Here is a 13,234-nt window from a genome sequence, read left to right as displayed (position 1 = left end):
CGCCCTCCGCGCTTCGCAAGCCGGGATGAGCGCTTGGGCGCGGTCGGGCGTGCTCACGCGGGCAGCTCCACCGGCACGCCCTCCTCGGCCGCAGGCCGGGCCAGCGGCTCGAAGTAGTAGCTGACGCGGGGTCGCGGATCGAGGTAATCGATCGACGCCGTTGGCAGCTTGACCGCGGGCAGGCTGCGCCGGATGCCGAGATTGGGCTGCGTCTCCAGGTCGAGCACCAGCGCCTCGTGGCGGGGCACCTTGGGGTCGTGCACCAGCACGCGCGGCTTCAGCGGGCGGCTGGAGTTGACGCCCACCACCAGTGCAAAGCGGTCATCGGTGAGCTGGACCAGCGAGCCGGCCGGGTACACGCCCATCATGCGGATGAACGTGTTCAGCACCGTCGAGTCGAAACTGTGGCGGCCCTGGGCGAACAACACCGAGACGGCCTCGTGCGGCGTGAGTGGCTGCGTGCGGGACTGCGGGTTGCAGAGGTTGTCGTAACGGTTGATCAACGCGACGATCCGCGCCGTCATCGCGATGCGCTCGCCGGCCAGCTTGAGCGGGAAGCCGCTGCCGTCGACGTGTTCGTGGTGCTGCGCGAGCACGCGCAGCGCGCCGGCCGCGATGCCCATGCGCTGAGCCACGGCAACGCCCTTGGCAACGTGGTCGCGGTAGGCCGCCAGCTCGTTGCCGTTGAATCCGTCCTCAGCGTGGCGGAAGCGGTCGGCAACGTCAAGCTTGCCCACATCGTGCATCAGCGCTCCGACGCCGAGCTCCATCAACTCGTTCTCGGCCAGGCCGAGAGTGCGCCCGATCAGCAGCGAGATCACGCCCACGTTCAAGGCGTGCGAGGCGGCGCGATCACCGCTGCCCGCCACCAGTCGGATGCCGATGTCCTGGTCGACCAGCATCTTGTCGAGCAGCGCGCGCGTGAGCTGCTCGCACTGGGCCGCCGAGTCGCGCGGCTGCGCCGCGACAAGCTCCAGCGCCTCGCGCCAGGCCTTGGCGGCCTCGGCATGCTGTCGCTCGCAGCGCAGTGCAGCCTCCATCTGCTCCTGCAGCCGCTGGCGACGCTCCCGGTGGGCCTCGGCCACGTTGCGTTGCCGCGCCACGGCTTCGGCCTCGGCCTCGTCGCGCGCCTCGAGGGACTCGCCGGCCGCGGCCGTCGCGGGGTCGCGCGCGGCGTCGGCAAGGTCGCTCTTCTCTGGCGACCAGCGCACGCGCTGCAGGCCCAGGGCGCGGATGGTCTGCAGTTGCTCGGATGTGGCGATGCGGAAGTTCGATAGCGGGAACGGGTGCGACAGCCAGCCGCCGTCGAGCATGACGAACATGCCTACACGCAAGTCTGTGGCGGCGATGGTGTCGGACATGGCTTCGAAGCGTGCGCTCACTTGATAAGGGCGATTCCGGGCAGCTGCCCCAGTGAAGGCGTTTTCGGGCAAGTCGGGGCCGGCTTGAGGGCTGCTCACGCACCGGAGGCCATCGACAATGCGGCCCATGGCCACGCCCAAGACCCTCTACACCTGCCGGGAGTGCGGCGGCACCAGCTCCAAGTGGCTGGGCCAGTGCCCGCACTGCAAGGCCTGGAACACGCTCGACGAAACCGTGGCCGATCCTGCCGTCGGAGTGAGGAACCGCTTCCAGGCGCTGGCGGGCGCCGCCGGGCAGCGCCAGGCGGTGGCCACCCTGTCGGAAATCGAGGCCGCCGAGGTGTCGCGCACGCCCACCGGCCAGGAGGAGCTCGACCGCGTCCTCGGTGGCGGCATCGTCGAGGGCGCGGTCGTGCTGATCGGCGGCGACCCGGGCATCGGCAAGAGCACCCTGCTGCTGCAGGCCATCGACGCGCTGTCCACGCGCCTGCGCGTGCTGTATGTCACAGGCGAAGAGAGCGGCGCCCAGATTGCGCTGCGGAGCAGGCGGCTGGGGCTGCAGGGGCAGCAGGTGCGCGTGCTGGCGGAGATCCAGCTCGAGCGCATCGTGCAGGCCATCGAGACCGAGAACCCGGCCTTCGTCGTGGTGGACTCGATCCAGACCACCTACAGCGAGCAGCTCAACAGCGCCCCGGGCAGCGTGGCGCAGGTGCGCGAGTGCGCGGCGCAGCTCACGCGCGTGGCCAAGACGCGCGGCTGCACCATCGTGCTGGTGGGCCATGTCACGAAGGAAGGTGCGCTGGCCGGTCCGAGGGTGCTGGAGCACATCGTCGACACGGTGCTCTACTTCGAGGGCGACACGCACAGCAGCTTTCGCCTCGTGCGGGCCATCAAGAACCGTTTCGGCGCCGTCAACGAGATCGGCGTGTTCGCGATGACGGACCGCGGCTTGAAGGGCGTGAGCAACCCGAGCGCGATCTTCCTGTCCACCCACACCGAGCCGGTGCCGGGCAGCTGCGTGCTCGTCACGCTGGAGGGCACGCGGCCGCTGCTGGTGGAGATCCAGGCGCTGGTGGACGGTGGCGGCGGCAGCCCGCGGCGCCTGTCGGTGGGCCTGGACCGCGACCGCCTGGCCATGCTGCTGGCGGTGCTGCACCGCCATGCCGGCGTGAGCTGCCTCGATCAGGACGTCTTCGTCAACGCCGTGGGCGGCGTGCGCATCGCCGAGCCAGCGGCGGATCTCGCGGTGCTGCTGGCCATCCAGGGCAGCCTGCGCGGCCGGGCGCTGCCGCGCGGCTTCGTCGCCTTCGGTGAGGTCGGCCTGGCCGGCGAGGTGCGGCCGGCACCCCGCGGCCAGGAGCGGCTGAAGGAGGCCGCCAAACTGGGCTTCAGCGTCGCCGTGGTGCCGCGCGCCAACGCGCCAAAAAAGGCCATCGAAGGCCTCACCGTGCACGCGGTCGATCGCATCGAGCAGGCCATCGAGGCGGTGCGCGGGTTGTAGTCTTCGACAGCCGCCCCCAACTCACGGGGCTTGGTTGATTTTTCTGCGGAGGATCTGGCAATGGGCAAGCGTCTGCTGCTGCTGTGGACCCTGGTGCGCGGTGACGCGCAGCGCCTGTGGCGGGCGCTGCGCCACCCGGCATCGCCGGGCTGGCTGAAGTGGGCGGTGGCCGGCCTGGCGCTGTACCTGGTGTCGCCGGTGGACCTGCTGCCCGACTTCATCCCGCTGCTCGGGCTGGTGGACGACCTCGTGCTGATCCCGCTCGTGATCCGCGCGCTGCTGAACCGGCTGCCGCCGCATGTGAAGGCCGACGTCGACGGCCGCACCGTCAACGCCTGAGCCGCGGCGCGCGGTGCCGGGTGCGTGATGCGGGTGGCGCTCGTCTCCGACATCCACGGCAACCGGCCGGCCCTGCTGGCCGTGGCCGCGATGATCGAGGCCACCGGCGCCGAGCTCGTGCTGAACCTCGGCGACATCGCCAGCGGCCCGCTGTGGCCGCGCGAGACGGTGGCCTGGCTGGCCGAGCGCGCCTGGCCCACCATCGCCGGCAACCACGAGCGGCAGGCGCTGGCGGCGGCGCCCAGCCTGCAAGCCGGCGACGGCGACGACGCCTACACCGCCGCCAAGCTGGGGCCGGCCGAGCGCGCCTGGCTGGCGGCGCTGCCGGCGTCGATGCGCGCCTGCGAGGGCGAGATCCAGGCTTTCCACGGCATCCCGGGCGACGATCTGCAAGGCCTGCTGGAGACCGTGGTCCCGGGTTACGCCGCCAGGATCCATCCGGGTGTGCGCGCTGCCACCGACGACGAGATCGACGCCCGCCTGGCCGGGCTGCGCGCCCCCGTGCTCGTGTGCGGCCACACGCACACGCCGCGCCTGCGGCGGCTGGCGGACGGCACCCTCGCCGTCAACCCGGGCAGCGTCGGTCGCCCGGCCTATGCCCACGACCAGCCGCACCGGCACATCGTCGAGTGCGGCACGCCGCACGCGCGCTGGGCGCTGCTGGAGCGCCGCGCCGACGGCTGGCATGCCGAACTGCATCAGACGGCTTACGACTGGGATGGCGCCGCCCGGCGCGCCGCGGCACAGGGCTTTGCCGACTGGGCCTACGAGCTCGGCACGGGCCGCACGCGGCCCGGCGGCTTCCGCTGAGAGGGTGTGAACGAAATGTTCAGTTCGCCAGTCTCGTTGCGAGCATACGCGCTTGTGCGAGCCAGACCCAGGCCAGCGGCGCCCATTCGGAGCGATCGTGATGGGCGATGAGACGGCGGTCGCGCTCGAGCCAGGCGTGGGTGCGCTCGACCACCCAGCGCATGGGCTGCACGACGAAGGGTTTGGCGGATTCCTCGGGCCACAAGGGCTGCTGGGCGTCGCGCCAGGTGCCGGTGGCGCGGTTGCCCGGGCGGCGCACCACTTCCACGGTGATGCCGTGAGCCTTCTCGATGGCTGCTGCGCGCTGCCCGGCGTATGCGGCGTCGGTGTAGAGCTTCTTGATCGTGGGTGCCTTGGCATAGGCCTTGGCCACCACGTCGGCGGCGGTGTCGCGGTCCTGCACGCTGGCGGCCGTGATAGTGACCGCCAGCAGCAGGCCCAGCGAGTCGACCACGAGGTTGCGCTTGCGGCCCTTGACCTTCTTGCCCGCGTCGAAGCCCGTGTTGCCGCCCTGGGGCGTGCTGCGCGTGCTCTGCGAGTCGATGACGGCCGCCGTAGGTTCGGGGGACTTGCCCTCGCGCCGGCGCCACTGCTGGCGCAACCGCTCGTGCATGGCCTCGAACGTATTGGCCGCAGCCCAGCGCTTGAAGGACATGTACACCGCCTGCCAAGGCGCATAGGTCTTGGGCACCAGCCGCCAGGGACAGCCCGTGCGCACCACGTAGCAGCAGGCATTGACCATAACGCGGCGCGGATAGCGAGGCGGCACGCCCGGCTGCCCATCGCGCTCGAACAGGTCGGCCACCAGCGCCCATTCGGCGTCGGTCAGATCGGTGTGCTGGCCCTCGGGGCTGCTGCTGCGCCGGTGCATGGCGTTGTAGCCGGTGCGCGGCCCCGCGCCACGTCCTTGCTCACCCCGCTCGGCCGAGGAGCGCCGCAGCGGCTTCAGTCGCACGACGCCAGCCTCGCGCAGCGCCTTGCGCACCGTAACCGGGTTGACCTTCACACCGCAGCGCCGGGCCAACTCCGCCGTGACTTCAGCCAACGCCGCGTGCGGCATCTCCGCGACGATGGCACGAAGCACCTCCCCATGCTCGGCGCCCAGCAACGGCTTGCGTCCGGGCTTGCCCTTGCGGTCGATGTCTCCAGCCTTGCTCTTCATGCCATGCCTCGCGCGCTTGTCTCGTCAAGACACAACGCGCGAGGTCATTATTTCGTTTACACCCACTGAGAGCCTGAGAGTCTTTTGCGCATGCCCGCTCATCACGCCCGAAAAGCTCTCAGGCTCTGAGCCTTTCGCGCAGCAGCTGACCCAGGCCGTAGGCCAGGCGGCGCAGCTCGTTGCCCAGCCGCCAAAGGTGCGTGGGCCACCGTCGCAGACCCTTGAACTTGCGCGAGGGCAGGCCCGCCGGGGCTCCGATGGTGGACGCGACCTGGTCGTCGTGGTCGCAGGGCGTGGGCACCACCAGCCGCTGCTTCAGGCCGAAGGCCCAGGCGCGGTCGAAGGCGTGGTCGTAGGGCAGCTGCATGGGCAGCAGGCCGCCGGGCTGGCGCAGCCAGGCCGCAGCGGCGCGGCGGTTCATCAGGTAGGCGCTGGATCCCGTGCACTTGGACAGCATCACGGCGAGTGCCTGGCCCGCGCCCAGATCGGCCACCGCCACCGGCGTGCCCGAATGCACCGCCGAGAGCTTGACCACGTCCCAGCGCCCACGCCGCGCCATCAGCGCCGCCAGCACGGCGGGCAGGGTCTCGTGCAGCTGCACGTCGTCTTCGAGCACCAGCGCGGCCTCGGCGCTGCCGGCCAGGAAGCGGCGCATGACCTCGATGTGCGAGAGATAACATCCCAGCTCGCCCGGCAGCGGCGTCATGCCGTGGCGGCGGTGGAAGGCCGGCTCGTCGAGCAAGGCACGCTGTGCCGGCGTGAAGGCGCGGGCGTCCACCGCCGGCAGCCGCTGCCAGGACAGGTGCAGCCGCTCCAGCTGCTCCCGCACGCGCGCCAGGCGTTCCGGCGCACGGTCGAGATTGATCACCCATGTCTGCACACCATCCATCGGAAGCATTGTCCGCGAGGCCGTCGCGATGAAGCCGCACACGCTGATCGGCTGGGCCCTGGCGCTGGCCGCCCTGGTGGTGGGCTGGCTGTCCTATGGCTGGCAGGGGCTGGTGCTGGCGGTCACGGTCATCGTGTTCTGGCTGCTGCTGCAGTTCAACCGCGCGGTGCGCGTGCTGCGCATCGCCAGCGCCAACCCGGTGGGGCACGTGGCCAACGCGGTGATGCTGCATGCCCAGCTCAAGCCCGGCATGCGGCTGCCCGAGGTGCTGGTGCTCACGCGGGCGCTCGGCCGCAAGGTCGCCGAAGACACCGATGCGGCCAGCGAGTCCTGGGCCTGGACGGACGCCGGGGGCGACAGCGTGCAGCTCGTGCTGCGCCACGGCCGGCTCGTGAGCTGGGAGCTGCAACGGGCCGCTGCCTAGAATCGACGACTCATCTTTTGGAGCTGGAGACCCCCATGTCGATGTCCGACCGCGACGGCAAGATCTGGATGGACGGGACGCTCGTCGACTGGCGCGACGCCAAGATCCATGTGCTGTCGCACACGCTGCACTACGGCTGCGGCGCCTTCGAGGGCGTGCGGGCCTACAAGACGGACGCGGGTACAGCGATCTTTCGGCTGCGCGAGCACACCGAACGGCTGTTCAACAGCGCCAAGATCCTGCGCATGAAGATCCCCTTCACCGTCGATCAGGTGATGGAGGCCCAGCGCACCGTGGTGCGCGAGAACCAGCTGGAAAGCGGCTACCTGCGCCCGCTGACCTGGATCGGCGACAAGAAGCTCGGTGTCAGCCCCAAGGGCAACACCATCCACCTGATGGTCGCGGCCTGGGCCTGGGGCGCCTACCTGGGCGAGGAGGGCCTCAAGCGCGGCATCCGCGTCAAGACCAGCAGCTACACGCGCCACCACGTCAACATCACGATGACGCAGGCCAAGGCGGTGAGCAACTACACCAACAGCATCCTGGCCAACATGGAGGCCACCGACGAGGGCTATGACGAGGCCCTGCTGCTGGATGCCAGCGGCTTCGTCTCCGAGGGCGCGGGCGAGAACCTCTTCGTCATCAAGAACGGCGTGGTCTACACGCCCGACCTCTCAGCCGGCGCGCTCAACGGCATCACACGCAACACCATCTTCCACATCTGCGCCGACCTGGGGCTCAAGGTCGTGGAAAAGCGCATCACGCGCGACGAGGTCTACATCTGCGACGAGGCCTTCTTCACCGGCACGGCCGCTGAAGTCACGCCGATCCGCGAGCTCGACCGCATCGAGCTCGGCGCAGGCGAATTCGCAGGACGGCGCGGCCCCATCACCGAGAAGATCCAAGCAGCCTTCTTCGACATCGTCAACGGCCGCAACCCCCAGTACGCCGAGTGGCTGACGCGGGTCTGATCGAGACCAAGCGATGAACACGAGCCCCGAACCCCGCGCCGTGGTGGAGCTGGCCGCCGACGAGCTGATGGGCAGCGGCGTCACGCACTGCCCCCACCCGAAGATGCCGCTGTGGAACAGCCATCCCAAGGTGTTCATCAACGTCGCCGCGCACGGCGAGGGCCGCTGCCCGTATTGCGGCACGGTCTACCGCCTGAAGGCCGGCGAACAGCGAACCGGCGGGCACTGACCAGCCGGCGGCGGCCCGAGGCGCGTTCAGCGCCCCACGTACACCAGCGCCATGCGCGGCGGCAAGGTGATGGTTGCCGTAGCGGCGTCCCAGCGCGCCTGGCGCGCGGGACGGGGGTCGGCGGCGGTGGCGGCCGTGTGCACCGGGTGCAGCTCCAGCGTGCGGCCTTCCAGTCCGGGCATGGACAGCACCGCGGCGGTGGTGCCGGCGTTGATGGCGTAGACGAGATCGGCATGGCCCGCGCCGGGCAGGCCGCGGCCGTCGAGGTGGGCCAGCATCACGTCGGCGCGTGCGGCCGGGCCGGTGTTGAAGAAGCGCAGGCGCTGGTTCACCTGGTCGGCCGTGCGCAGCCGCAGCAGCGGGGTGCCGGCACGGATGCGCAGCAGGTCCAGCGAGGCGTCGCGCACGAAGCGGATGTGCTCGGGCGTCGGCTTGATCATCGGATCGGCCAGCAGCGGCTTGAGGTGGGGCCAGAAGCCCGCGTTCTCGCGCTCGGGCGGCAGGCCGGCGCCCCAGCCGTTGTCGCGCAGCGTCCAGTCGATGCGGTTGAACCAGTCTCCGCTGTCGTAACTGTTGCGGTCGCCGCTCTTGCTGCGCATCAGCTCCACGCCGGCGTGCAGGTAGGCCACGCCCTGGCTGAAGGCGGTGAGCGCCACGCCCAGCACCTGCACGCGGGCGCGGTCCTCGGGCGTGGTGTCGCGCGGCAGCTTGAGCACCTGGATGTCGAAGAGCGTCTGGTTGTCGTGGTTCTCGACGTAGTTCACCACCTCGCCGGGCTGGCTGACGTACCCGGCGGGCTGGCCGGCGTAGTCGATCTGTTCCAGCCGCTGGGTACGGCCGTCGGCGGTGGTCATCGTGTAGCCGCGCAGCGAGCCCGCCAGGCCCACGCGCACGAGGTCGGCCAGGCGGCGCAGTTCCGCATCCGGCACGCGGCCCGCGGCATTGAGCCAGCCCGGCCGCGCCACGGTGGTGGCCGCGTCGTCGCAGCAGCCGCCGCCGCGCGCGGCATCGCGCCCGCGGTCGCTGAAGGTGCCGATGCCGCTGCCGTTCAAGCTCAGCTGGCTGGCCTGCACGAAGCGCACGCCGTTGCTCACCTCGCCAAAGTTCCAGCCCTCGCCGATCGACTCGATGCGCTGCCCCGCGGCGGCGTCCACCGCCTTCTGCAGCCGCTCCATCGCCGCGCGCGGCTGGTGGCCCATGAGGTCGAAGCGGAAACTGTCGACGCGGTGGTCGCGCACCCAGATCACGGCGCTGTCGATCATCAGCCGCTCCATCATGCGGTGCTCGGTGGCGGTGTTGTCGCAGCAGGTGCTGTTGGTGACGCGGCCCTCGGCGTCGAGCCGGTGGTAGTAGCCGGGCACCAGCCGGTCGAGCACGCTCTTCGGGTTCTGGCCGCTGGCGCTGGTGTGGTTGTAGACCTTGTCCATGCCCACGCGCAGCCCGGCGGCGTTGAGCGCCAGCACCATGGCGCGGAACTCGCGCAGCCGCACCGCGCCGTCGTCGGCGTCGGTGGCGTAGCTGCCCTCGGGGGCGTTGAAGTGCAGCGGGTCGTAGCCCCAGTTGAAGCAGTCGGTGGCGGTCTGCGCCATCACGATGCGCTGCTGCTCGGCACTGTCGGCCGGCAGCGCGGCCAGCGCGGCGCGGTCGGGCGAGGTGCAGCCGCGCTCGGGCACGGTGGCCAGGTCGAAGGCCGGCAGCAGGTGGATGTCGGTCACACCGGCGTCGGCCAGCCGCTTGAGGTGCGCCATGCCGTCACTGCCGGCATGCGTGAAGCCGAGGTAGGTGCCGCGGTGCGCGGCGGGCACGGTGGCGTCGCCGATGGAGAAGTCGCGCACGTGCAGCTCGTACACCACCATGTCGGTGGACGCGGCCAGCGCACGGGCGCGCGGCGTGGTGGCCCAGCCCGGCGGCATGGTGCGCGGGTCGTCGAGGCTGCCGATCCAGCTGCGGCGGCTGTCGGCGTTCAGGCTCAGCGAGTACGGGTCGGTGACCTTGTTGCGCACCAGGCCGCGACCGCGCACGGCGACGTCGGCGAGGTAGGTGTAGGTGTGGCCGAACCAGTCACCCGGCACGCGCGCCTGCCAGGTGCCGGCCGGGCCACGCGCCAGCGGCACCAGGCGCGACGCGGCCTCGGCACCCGGCGCGTGCAGGCACAGCGCCACGCGCTGCGCCGTGGGCGCCCAGACGTGGAAGCGCGTGGCCGACGGGCCGTGCAGGGCCCCGAGCGCCGGCACCACGGCAGGGTCGGCAGCGGCGGCGAAGCGATCGTCCATCAGGGCCGCGGCCTGCGTGTGCGTGGCCTGCAGCACGTGGCCGGCAGCGTCTTCGTGCACCAGCACCCACTGCGAGCCCATCAGCGCGTCCAGCGCACGCGGCTGGGCCAGGCGCCAGGTGCCGCCCTCGCCCACCCAGCGGAAGCGCTCGGCCACGCCGGCCGGCAGGGGCCCGGGCGCGGGCTGCAGAGTCAGTGCGCCATCGGCGCCGCGCACCGGCTCGCCGGGCCGCGCCTCGATCTGGCCGCGCGCCGAGTGCCACAGGCGCAGGCGCGCGTCGGCGGGCACGCCGGGCCAGCGCAGCGTGCGGCCGTCCAGCCACACGGCGCGCGCATGGGCCGGCGCGGCGTCGGCCGGCGCGGCGTGCAGCACCGTCTCGTGGCCGGCGGAACAAGCGGCCAGCGCAGGCGCTGGCGCTGCCGGCCGGGCCGTGGCCGCCAGCGCAGCGCTGCACAGCAACAGGGTGACAAGAGGGCGGACGACGACCATGACATCTCCGGAAGCGGCGAGCGATCCTAACGAAGGAAAACTACATTCATCGCGCGGCATCAAGAGTGACAGTGGCTTCCACGCTCGCCCATAAGTCTGTAGTTCCCCTACATTCGGCGCACCATGCGCCTCGAACTGCTCCGCACCCTCACGGCCCTGGGCCTGTGCCTGGGCCTCGGCCTGCCCGCCACGTCGGCGCCGTCTGCAAGCCCTGCCGCGGCGGCGGCCCTGGACACCTCGCCCGTGCCCGCGCGACCGCGCTCGAACGGCCTGCCGCCGCACTGGGAGCGCGGCGCGTTCATCGAGATCTTCGTCCGCGCCTGGAAAGACAGCGACGGCGACGGTGTCGGCGACCTGCGCGGCCTGACCGCCACGCTCGACGAGCTGCAGGACCTCGGCATCCGCGGCATCTGGCTGATGCCGGTCACGGGCAACGCCGACGGCGACCACGGCTACGCCATCACCGACTTCCGCGCCATCGCGCCCGAGTACGGCACGCTCGCCGACTTCGACGAGTTGCTGCGCCAGGCCCATGCGCGCGGCATCGGCGTGATCATGGACTACGTGATCAACCACGCCTCGGCCCAGCACCCGTTCTTCACCGAGGCGCTGAAGGGACCCGACAACCCCTTCCACCGCTGGTTTGTCTGGAGCGACACCGCGCCTGCTGGCGGCGCGGAAGGCTGGGACATCTGGGGCGCCTACCCCTGGTACCACGCCGCCTCGCAGCCCTGGACCTGGCCCGGCACCGCCAAGACCGTGCCGCGCGCCGGCGCCGACGCACGCGGCTTCTACTTCGGCACCTTCGGGCCGCACATGCCCGACTTCGACTTCCGCAACCCCGCCGTGCAGGCCTACCACCTGGACAGCCTGCGCTTCTGGCTCAACCGCGGGCTCGATGGATTCCGGCTCGACGCCACACCGCACCTCTTCGAGACCAGCGCGAAGGACTGGAACGACCAGCCCGAGAGCCGCGCCTTCACGAAGCAGCTGCAAGACCTGATCAAGAGCTACCCGTCACGTTACGTGGTCTGCGAGGCCACCGCCAAGCCCGACGAGTGGGGCGACCCTGCCGTCTGTGGCGGCGCCTTCGCCTTCGGCTATGTTCACCATATCGTGGAGGCAGCCCGCGGCAAGGCGGAATCGGTGCAGCGGGTGGCCACGCACTGGCTGACGGCGAGCGCGACGATGGCGACCTTCCTGTCGAACCACGATTCGTTTGCCGGACGCCGCCTGTGGGACCAGCTGCAGGGCGACGAGCGCCGCATGCGCGTGGCCGCCGCCACCTACCTGCTGCAGCCGGGCACGCCCTTCGTCTACTACGGCGAGCCCATCGGCCAGGCCGGCGTGCACGGCCCCGAGCACGGGCTCGAAGGCGACCCGCCGCTGCGCGCGCCCATGAGCTGGACGGCCGACCCGCGCACCGGCGGCTTCACCACCGGCACGCCGTTCCGGCCCGTGGCGCCGAACGCGGCCACCCACAACATCGACTCACAGCGGCGCGAGGCCGGCTCGCTGCGCAACTTCTACCGCACCGTGATCGGCCTGCGCAACGCCCATCCGTCGATCGCCCGCGGCTCGTTCGAGTGCGGTTCGGCGCAGGGGCGGGTGGCGGTCTGGCAGCGTCGTCTGGACGAGCCGAGCGCAAAGGAGCACACCGTCACCATCGTCAACTTCGACGACGCACCGGCACCGGCCCAGATCAGCGGCCTGCCGCCGCGCGCGCGGCTGGTGTCGCTGCTGCCGGCCGGCGGCGCTACCGCCACCCGCGCCGACGCACAAGGCCATGCCACGCTGCTGCTGGCCCCGTTGTCGGTGCGCGTGCTGCAGGTGCGCACGGCGCCCGAGCCGCGGCGCCGCGCGGCCCGGCGGCGCTGAACTCAGGCGCGCGCCAGGGCGCCGATCTTGGCGGCGTCGCGCGCCAGGTCCTCGCGGGTGGTGATGCGGCGGAACCACACCGTCACCGCGCTCGAGGTGAGGACGATGAACAGCGAGTACAGCACCGGGATCAGCAGCACCTCCTGCTGCTGCGTGCCGCTGAAGGTCAGCAGCACGATGAGCACACCCAGCGGGCCGTTCTGGATGCCCGTCTCCAGTGCGATGGTGCGCGCGCGGCGGCCGTCCTGGCGCACGAGCCGCGCGAAGATGTAGCCGACACCGAACCCGAACACCCCCAAGCCGATGGCGCCGAAGTACACCTGCCAGGGCGTCGTCGCCAGCAGCATGTAGTTGCGCGGCACCCAACTGACCATCAGGAACAGGATCACGAAAATGCCCAGCGCGCCGCCGATCATCTCGATCACCGCGCCGACGTTGGCATTCCACTTGCGCAGCAGCATGCCGATCAGCGTGGGCACCAGCAGCACGAACAGCACCTGCGCCACGTTGCCGGGCGGGATCTGCCACTCGCCCTCGATGCCCGAAGACAGGATGCCCAGCGTCAGCGGCACCAGCACCACCGCGAACAGCGTCGAGACCACCGTCATGAGGATCGACAGGCTGAGCACGCCCTTGCTGAAGTAGTTGAAGATGTTGCTGGTGGTGCCACCGGGCAGGCAGGCCATCAGGATCAGGCCCACGGCGTAGGCCGGTGGCAGCTTCAGCAGCATCGCCAGCGTGTAGCCCAGCAGCGGCGTCAGCACGTAGGTGGTGACCAGGCCGATGCCCACCCCCGCGGGCTTGCGCAGCGCGATGGCGAAGTCCTTGAAGGTGAGGCTCGCGCCCATGCCGAGCATGATGACCATCATCATCACGCCCAGCAGCCGGGTTTCGGTTTCGGAGAGCAT

12 protein-coding genes are annotated in these 13,234 nt (G+C 71.0%); 7 read left to right on the top strand and 5 right to left on the bottom strand.

What is annotated here, in order from left to right; all coding sequences use genetic code 11:
• Window positions 1-53: 53 nt before the first annotated feature.
• The gene (locus KA711_06795; protein ID MCM0608695.1) at window positions 54-1,361 is read right to left on the bottom strand and encodes a DUF3391 domain-containing protein; all 1,308 of its coding nucleotides are present in this window, start codon (window positions 1,359-1,361) and stop codon (window positions 54-56) included.
• 127 nt (window positions 1,362-1,488) lie between these two features.
• Here KA711_06795 and radA point away from each other — a divergent pair, with 127 nt between their 5' ends.
• The 3 genes from radA to KA711_06780 are packed head-to-tail and all read left to right on the top strand — an operon-like array spanning window position 1,489 to window position 4,011.
• On the top strand, window positions 1,489-2,862 hold the full coding sequence (gene radA / locus KA711_06790; protein MCM0608694.1) for a DNA repair protein RadA: 1,374 nt from the start codon (window positions 1,489-1,491) through the stop codon (window positions 2,860-2,862).
• Window positions 2,863-2,922: 60 nt separating this feature from the next.
• Window positions 2,923-3,201: a DUF1232 domain-containing protein gene (locus KA711_06785; protein MCM0608693.1), complete on the top strand. Its 279-nt coding sequence runs from the start codon at window positions 2,923-2,925 to the stop codon at window positions 3,199-3,201.
• A 27-nt stretch (window positions 3,202-3,228) separates the two neighbouring features.
• The gene (locus KA711_06780; GenBank protein MCM0608692.1) at window positions 3,229-4,011 is read left to right on the top strand and encodes a metallophosphoesterase family protein; all 783 of its coding nucleotides are present in this window, start codon (window positions 3,229-3,231) and stop codon (window positions 4,009-4,011) included.
• A 19-nt stretch (window positions 4,012-4,030) separates the two neighbouring features.
• On the opposite strand, the gene KA711_06775 is transcribed toward KA711_06780, so the two are convergent.
• A complete protein-coding gene (locus KA711_06775) occupies window positions 4,031-5,173 on the bottom strand; it encodes an IS5 family transposase (protein MCM0608691.1) in 1,143 nt (380 codons plus the stop codon).
• Window positions 5,174-5,291: 118 nt separating this feature from the next.
• Window positions 5,292-6,062 carry a glycosyltransferase family 25 protein gene (locus KA711_06770; protein ID MCM0608690.1) on the bottom strand — a complete coding sequence of 257 codons (771 nt, stop codon included), beginning with the start codon at window positions 6,060-6,062 and terminating at the stop codon, window positions 5,292-5,294.
• A 28-nt stretch (window positions 6,063-6,090) separates the two neighbouring features.
• Between KA711_06770 and KA711_06765 the strand changes: the two genes are divergently transcribed.
• From KA711_06765 to KA711_06755, 3 genes are read left to right on the top strand one after another with little or no spacing between them, the layout of a single operon-like run.
• The gene (locus KA711_06765) at window positions 6,091-6,486 is read left to right on the top strand and encodes a hypothetical protein (protein ID MCM0608689.1); all 396 of its coding nucleotides are present in this window, start codon (window positions 6,091-6,093) and stop codon (window positions 6,484-6,486) included.
• A gap of 35 nt (window positions 6,487-6,521) precedes the next feature.
• Complete coding sequence (locus KA711_06760; protein MCM0608688.1) at window positions 6,522-7,457, top strand: branched-chain amino acid transaminase; 936 nt, start codon at window positions 6,522-6,524, stop codon at window positions 7,455-7,457.
• Between the two features lie 13 nt (window positions 7,458-7,470).
• The gene (locus KA711_06755) at window positions 7,471-7,686 is read left to right on the top strand and encodes a zinc-finger domain-containing protein (protein MCM0608687.1); all 216 of its coding nucleotides are present in this window, start codon (window positions 7,471-7,473) and stop codon (window positions 7,684-7,686) included.
• 26 nt (window positions 7,687-7,712) lie between these two features.
• On the opposite strand, the gene pulA is transcribed toward KA711_06755, so the two are convergent.
• Entirely contained in the window at window positions 7,713-10,448 is a 2,736-nt protein-coding gene (pulA, locus tag KA711_06750) for a pullulanase-type alpha-1,6-glucosidase (protein ID MCM0608686.1), read from the bottom strand.
• 123 nt (window positions 10,449-10,571) lie between these two features.
• On the opposite strand from pulA, the gene KA711_06745 reads away from it, so the two are divergent.
• A complete protein-coding gene (locus KA711_06745) occupies window positions 10,572-12,326 on the top strand; it encodes an alpha-amylase (GenBank protein MCM0608685.1) in 1,755 nt (584 codons plus the stop codon).
• A gap of 2 nt (window positions 12,327-12,328) precedes the next feature.
• Here the strand turns inward: KA711_06745 and KA711_06740 are convergent, their stop codons facing one another.
• Complete coding sequence (locus KA711_06740) at window positions 12,329-13,234, bottom strand: bile acid:sodium symporter (GenBank protein ID MCM0608684.1); 906 nt, start codon at window positions 13,232-13,234, stop codon at window positions 12,329-12,331.

This window comes from Ideonella sp. WA131b, assembly GCA_023657425.1.
Classification (GTDB): domain Bacteria; phylum Pseudomonadota; class Gammaproteobacteria; order Burkholderiales; family Burkholderiaceae_C; genus Rubrivivax.
Note: the sequence above shows the minus strand (reverse complement) of the source record. Positions and strands in the feature narration are given on the sequence as shown.

What these genes read in the sequence shown, in the direction of transcription:
- KA711_06795 (MCM0608695.1), bottom strand. Translation starts at nt 1,361, where the DNA reads ATGTCCGACACCATCGCCGCCACAGACTTGCGTGTAGGCATGTTCGTC.
- radA (MCM0608694.1), top strand. Translation starts at nt 1,489, where the DNA reads ATGGCCACGCCCAAGACCCTCTACACCTGCCGGGAGTGCGGCGGCACC.
- KA711_06785 (MCM0608693.1), top strand. Translation starts at nt 2,923, where the DNA reads ATGGGCAAGCGTCTGCTGCTGCTGTGGACCCTGGTGCGCGGTGACGCG.
- KA711_06780 (MCM0608692.1), top strand. Translation starts at nt 3,229, where the DNA reads ATGCGGGTGGCGCTCGTCTCCGACATCCACGGCAACCGGCCGGCCCTG.
- KA711_06775 (MCM0608691.1), bottom strand. Translation starts at nt 5,173, where the DNA reads ATGAAGAGCAAGGCTGGAGACATCGACCGCAAGGGCAAGCCCGGACGC.
- KA711_06770 (MCM0608690.1), bottom strand. Translation starts at nt 6,062, where the DNA reads ATGGATGGTGTGCAGACATGGGTGATCAATCTCGACCGTGCGCCGGAA.
- KA711_06765 (MCM0608689.1), top strand. Translation starts at nt 6,091, where the DNA reads ATGAAGCCGCACACGCTGATCGGCTGGGCCCTGGCGCTGGCCGCCCTG.
- KA711_06760 (MCM0608688.1), top strand. Translation starts at nt 6,522, where the DNA reads ATGTCGATGTCCGACCGCGACGGCAAGATCTGGATGGACGGGACGCTC.
- KA711_06755 (MCM0608687.1), top strand. Translation starts at nt 7,471, where the DNA reads ATGAACACGAGCCCCGAACCCCGCGCCGTGGTGGAGCTGGCCGCCGAC.
- pulA (MCM0608686.1), bottom strand. Translation starts at nt 10,448, where the DNA reads ATGGTCGTCGTCCGCCCTCTTGTCACCCTGTTGCTGTGCAGCGCTGCG.
- KA711_06745 (MCM0608685.1), top strand. Translation starts at nt 10,572, where the DNA reads ATGCGCCTCGAACTGCTCCGCACCCTCACGGCCCTGGGCCTGTGCCTG.
- KA711_06740 (MCM0608684.1), bottom strand. Translation starts at nt 13,234, where the DNA reads ATGCTCTCCGAAACCGAAACCCGGCTGCTGGGCGTGATGATGATGGTC.